We start from the raw sequence: 5940 nt of genomic DNA, 5'->3' as shown, positions 1-5940 counted from the left end.
GGGGGTAACCTGCCTGATAAGTCACGGTGAAGGAGAAAGTCCGTTTTCAGCTGCCGTTAGGATCGGGTGTGCTGGGCGCCTGTAAAAAGCAGGCGCAGCCGCAAGCCTGAAGAGGCTTCCGGCAGGCTTGGAAAATTAAGGGATTTGGCAGGCGGGGGGTGACATGGGAAGCGGGGACAAGCGCACATCGCGCAGAGTTCAGTTTATTAACGCTACAGACTGTCGATGTGCCGATAGTCCAGGTGCAGCGCCAGCGCCAGCTGTGCTGCTCGCCCGAGTGTGATCGGACCGCGCTCGATATCCACCAGCAGCCCCGGGCAATCGAGCGCTGGCAAACCGGCAATATCCTTGAGCCGGCCATCGGTGATCACCAGCAGACGCTGTCGCTCGGCGGGGTAACGCTGGCGTCGCGCCTGCAGCCACTGCCCCGCTTCAGACAACGCCGCCAGCAACGGCGTGCCGCCGCCGGCGCCGAGTTGCGCCAGCCATCCGGTCAAGCCTTTGGCGGCCTTCAAGCCCTGCACTTGCCAGGTGGGCGACTGGCCGCTGGCCGTGAGTAACGCCATGCGCGCGCGTTGGCGGTACGCATCGTCGAACAGCTGCGCGAGCAGGCCTTTGGCGTCGCTCAAAGCACCATGGCGCCGCGTGGAGGCCGAGGCATCGACGATCACCAGCCACAACTCGTGGGCCGCGCGGGTGCGCAGGTGGTAGCGCAGATCCTCACGGCCGTGCGGCCGCCCGCCGAGCAAGGTGCCCGGCCAGTTAATCGTGCCGTGTTTTGCACTGCGCGCCTTGCCGTGCCTGCCTTTTTCCAGTCGCCCCGCCTTGGGCCGGGCATCCGCCCCCGCGTCAGGACGAGGGCGAATGCCTAAGGCTTTTTTGGCCAGGCAGGTACTTCCCGGCGTGCGCCCGTGGGCAAGGCTGGCGCGGGCATGTCGCCCCACTGGCCCTGGCCGGGTGAAGAATCGGAAGGTTTGGGCGCCTGGCCTTGATTGGGCGGGCTCGCCGGTGGGGATTGCTCTTGCCGCCGATGGCGCAAGGCAAATTCGGCCACAGCTTCGATGTCTTGCTCGGCGATGGCGGTGGCGCCACGCCAGGCGGCATGGGCGCGTGCGCCGCGCAACCACACCAGGTCCGCGCGCAAGCCATCGACACCGGCGGCGAAACAGCGCTCGGTGATCTGCGCGAGGGCCTGGTCATCCAGCTCGATGCTGTCGAGCCGCGCCCGCGCCTGGGTGCAGCGTTCACGCAAGGCGCCTTGCTGCTCGGCCCACTGGGCGCAGAATGCGGCGGGGTCGCTGTCGAAATCCAGGCGCCGACGAATGATTTGCCCACGCTCGGCGGGCAGGGTTTGCCCGCTCAAGGCCACGTTGAAGCCGAAACGGTCGAGCAGTTGCGGGCGCAACTCGCCCTCCTCCGGGTTCATGGTGCCGATCAGCACGAAGCGCGCTGAATGGCGATGCGAGATGCCATCGCGCTCGATCAGGTTGGTGCCGCTGGCGGCGACGTCCAGCAGCAGGTCCACCAGGTGATCGGCGAGCAAATTGACTTCATCGACGTACAGCACGCCGCCATCGGCCTTGGCCAGCACGCCTGGGGAAAACTGCGCGCGGCCTTCGCCCAATGCGGCGTCCAGGTCCAGCGTGCCGACCAGGCGTTCTTCGGTGGCGCCCAACGGCAGGGTGACGAACTGGCCGCTGGCGAGCAGGTCCGCCAGACCACGCGCCAGGGTCGACTTGGCCATGCCGCGCGGGCCTTCGATCAGCACGCCGCCGATTTTCGGGTCGATGGCGGTGAGGCACAGCGCCAGTTTCAGCTCATCGGCGCCGACCACGGCGGACAGCGGGAAATGTGGAATGTCGGTCATGCATGTTCTCGTTAAATTCTGCGGCACAGGCAATCCCCTGAGGTGGCCGGGCTGGTCGTGTCTACCGCTCGTTGTGGCGAACGGGCTTACTGTGGCGAGCGGGCTTGTTGTGGCGAGCGGGCTTGCCCCGCGTTGGGCTGCGAAGCAGCCCTAATACAAACAACGCGGTTTTCCTGAAAGAACCGGGTGTGCGGTTTTGGGGCCGCTTCGCGACCCAACGCGGGGCAAGCCCGCTCGCCACAACCAACCCGCTTGCCACACGTTTGCTTGCCACAACAATTCTGCTCGCCACGACAGTGGGGCTCGTACGCTAGCTGTCTTCTTCTATATCCAGCAACAGGTTTTCCAACGCCTCGCGGTATGCGCCGGGCTCTTGCCACAGGCCGCGTTGCTGGGCTTCGAGCATGCGTTCGGTCATGTCGCGCAACGCGTCAGGGTTGTGCTGCTGCACGAAGGCTCGGGTGTCAGCGTCAAGCAGGTAAGCGTCGGCAAGCAACGCGTATTGGTGGTCATCGATCAGCGCCGTGGTGGCATCAAACGCGAACAGGTTGTCCACCGTCGCGGCCATTTCGAACGCACCTTTATAGCCATGGCGCTTCACGCCTTCGATCCACTTGGGGTTGGCGGCGCGGGCACGGATCACCCGGTTCAGCTCTTCCTTCAAGGTGCGGATCTTCGGCAAGTCCGGCTGGCTGTGGTCGCCATGGTAACTGGCGGCCTTGTCGCCGCTCAGGGTTTCCACGGCGGCGAGCATACCGCCCTGGAATTGGTAGTAGTCGTTGGAATCGAGCAGGTCGTGCTCGCGGTTGTCCTGATTTTGCAGGACCGCCTGCACCTGACTCAGGCGCTGGGCGAACTGTTCGCGGGCGGCGGTGCCTTCATCGGCACCACCGTAGGCGTAGCCGCCCCAGTTCAAGTAGACCTCGGCCAAATCCTCGCGGCTCTGCCACAGCCGCGCGTCAATCGCGCCTTGGACGCCAGCGCCATAAGCCCCCGGTTTGGCGCCGAAGATGCGCCAGCCGGCTTGTTTTGCAGCAGCGCTCTCATCCAGGCCGGCGCTGAGCAGTGCCTCACGTTCGCTGCGCACCTTGGCCGCCAGTGGGTTCATGTCATCCGGTTCATCCAGCGCCGCCACCGCCTGCACCGCGGCGTCGAACAGGCGGATCAGGTTGGCGAAGGCATCACGGAAGAACCCGGACACGCGCAGCGTTACGTCAACGCGCGGACGGTCCAGCAGGCTGATCGGCAGGATTTCAAAGTCATCCACGCGCTGGCTGCCCGTGGCCCAGACCGGGCGCACGCCCATCAGCGCCATGGCCTGGGCGATATCGTCGCCGCCGGTGCGCATGGTCGCGGTGCCCCATACCGACAGGCCGAGTTGGCGCAGATGATCGCCGTGGTCCTGCAGGTGCCGTTCAAGGATCAGGTTGGCGGACTGGAAGCCGATGCGCCAGGCCGTGGTGGTGGGCAGGTTGCGCACATCCACGCTGAAGAAATTGCGCCCGGTGGGCAGCACGTCCAGCCGTCCACGGCTCGGCGCGCCGCTGGAGCCGGCCGGTACGAAGCGACCGCTCAAGGCATCCAGCAAGCCGCACATTTCCGCCGGCCCGCAGGCATCCAGGCGTGGCGCGACGACGATGCGCAGGCTCTCGATGACCGACTTCACGTCGTCCCAGCCGGGCTCTTCAAGCTGCTCAAGCGGCCCTTCCAGTGCTTGCTCGATCAAACGCGCGGCGTACAACTCCAGGCGCTCGCGGGTATCACCGGCGGTGCGCCACAGCTGCTGATCGATCTTTTGCAAGACCTCGGGTCGGCGCCCGGTCCAGGGCTCGGCCAGGGCGCAATCGAGCGGGTCAAAATCCAGCTCGAAGGCCTTGGCCAACACGCGCAGCAAACTCGATTGCGGGCCACGGCCATCGCCGCGCGGGATGCGCAGCAGGGCCAACAAGGTGTCGATGCGCAAGCGGCCGTCGGGCGACTCGCCAAAGATATGCAGGCCGTCGCGGATCTGCGACTCCTTCAAGTCGCACAGGTAGGTGTCCAGGCGCGGCAGCCAGACCGCCGCGTCGGCGTCGTTATCCAGCTCAAGTTCCTGGTCGATACGGGTTTCGCGCACCAGCTTGAGGATGTCTTTTTGCAGCTCGAGGGCGCGGCGCGGGTCGAGCAATTGCGCCTCGTAGTACTCGTCCGCCAACAGCTCAAGGTTGCGCAACGGGCCGTAGGTTTCGGCGCGGGTCAGCGGCGGCATCAGGTGGTCGATGATCACCGCCTGGGTGCGGCGCTTGGCCTGGGCGCCCTCGCCCGGGTCGTTGACGATAAACGGGTAGATGTTCGGCAGCGGCCCCAGCAGCGCATCGGGCCAGCAATTTTCCGACAGCCCCACACCTTTGCCCGGCAGCCATTCGAGGTTGCCGTGCTTGCCGACGTGGATCACGCCGTGGGCGCCGTAGGTGTGGCGCAACCAGAAGTAAAACGCCAGGTAGCCGTGCGGCGGCACCAGGTCCGGGTCGTGGTACACCGCGCTGTGGTCGACCTGATAGCCGCGCGCGGGCTGGATGCCGACGAAGGTCTGACCCAGGCGCAGGCCGGCGATCATCATGCGCCCGTCGCGGCACATCGGGTCGTTGTGCGGCGTGCCCCAGCGCTCCATGACCGCTTGGCGATTGGCCTCGGGCAAGCGCTTGAACATTGCCTCGTAGTCGTCCAGGCCCAGGCTTTGATGGCACGGGCGCAGGTCGAGGCTGTCGAGGTCATTGGTGACGCCGCCGAGCAGTTCATGGATCAGCGCGGTGCCGCTGGCGGGCAACTCACTCGGCACCGGGTAACCTTCGGCGTGCAGCGCGCGCAGGATGTTCAGCGCTGCTGCCGGCGTGTCCAGCCCCACGCCATTGCCGATGCGGCCGTCGCGGGTCGGGTAGTTGGCGAGGATCAGCGCGATACGCTTTTGCGCATTCGGCACCCGCGCCAGTTCAACCCAGCGCCGCGCCAGTTCGGCGACAAAATCCATGCGCTCGGGCGCGGCGCGGTAGCACACCACGTCGGACTGGCTGCGCTCGCTGCGCCAGGCCAGGTCCTTGAAGCTGATCGGCCGGCTGATGATGCGCCCGTCCAGCTCCGGCAAAGCGATGTGCATGGCCAGGTCGCGCGGGCCGAGGCCTTGTTCGCTGGCCTCCCAGCCGGGCTGGTTGTCCTGCGCGCAAATCGCCTGGATCACCGGAACATTGCGACGAAACGGGCGCAGGTGCGGCGCTTCGGGGCTGGATTGGGCAAAGCCGGTGGTGTTCAGAATCACCGCCGCCTGCACTTCATCCAGCAAGTCCTCGACCACTTTAAGGCAGCCGGGCTCTTTCAAACTGGCCACCGCCATCGGCAACGGGTTGAGGCCCGCCGCCTGCAAACGCTGGCAGAACACGTCGATAAAACCGGTGTTGGCCGCCTGCAAATGCGAGCGGTAGAACAGCACCGCCGCCACCGGAAAATCGGCCTGCCAGTCCGCCAGCCAATCATTGAGGCGAGCGTTGGCTTTGTGCGGGTGATAAATCGCGGTGCGCGGCAGGGTTTGCGGCTCGGTCCAGGTGTAGTCGCGGCCCAGGTAGCTGCTCGCCAGGCAGCGATAGAAATCCAGCGCATTGCCCAGGCCGCCCTGGCGCAGGAAGTGCCAGAGGCGATCGCGCGCTTCAGCGCCTACGGTGCTCAAGCCGCTGAGTTCCGGGTCTGGGCGATCATCACCCGGCACCAGGATCAGCTGCACGCCGCGCTCGGCCAGCTCCACCAGGCGTTCAATGCCGTAGCGCCAATAACCGATGCCGCCGTGCAGCGAAATCAGGATGACCTTGGCGTGACGCAGCACCTCATCGACGTACAGGTCGACCGAGGCATGGTTTTGCACCTGCATCGGGTTGGCCAGGCGAACGCTGGGGTAGTCGTCGGGCAACTGCTGAGCCGCTTCGGCCAGCAGCGCCAGGCTGGAATCGCCGCTGCACAGGATCACCAGTTCAGCGGGGGTTTGGCCTAAGTCGGCAATATTGTCGTCCGAGACGAAACCACCGGGCTGGGTCCTGAGCAGGTGCATG

3 protein-coding genes are annotated in these 5940 nt (G+C 65.8%); all 3 read right to left on the bottom strand.

Annotated elements, in window-relative coordinates; all coding sequences use genetic code 11:
• Nucleotides 1–212 precede the first annotated feature (212 nt).
• The 3 genes from ABWL43_RS12120 to cobN all read right to left on the bottom strand — a co-directional run bounded on the left by ABWL43_RS12120 (nt 213) and on the right by cobN (nt 5939).
• Nucleotides 213–815 (bottom strand): VWA domain-containing protein, encoded by a 603-nt coding sequence (locus ABWL43_RS12120; RefSeq protein WP_404488400.1) that lies wholly within the window; start codon nt 813–815, stop codon nt 213–215.
• Between the two features lie 53 nt (nt 816–868).
• Nucleotides 869–1867, bottom strand: a complete 999-nt coding sequence (locus ABWL43_RS12115) for an ATP-binding protein (protein ID WP_145164667.1) — start codon at nt 1865–1867, stop codon at nt 869–871.
• Between the two features lie 310 nt (nt 1868–2177).
• Entirely contained in the window at nt 2178–5939 is a 3762-nt protein-coding gene (gene cobN, locus ABWL43_RS12110; protein ID WP_404487858.1) for a cobaltochelatase subunit CobN, read from the bottom strand.
• Nucleotide 5940: the final 1 nt, after the last annotated feature.

This window comes from Pseudomonas sp. HT11 (genome assembly GCF_044875395.1).
Classification (GTDB): Bacteria; Pseudomonadota; Gammaproteobacteria; order Pseudomonadales; family Pseudomonadaceae; genus Aquipseudomonas.
Note: the sequence above shows the minus strand (reverse complement) of the source record. Positions and strands in the feature narration are given on the sequence as shown.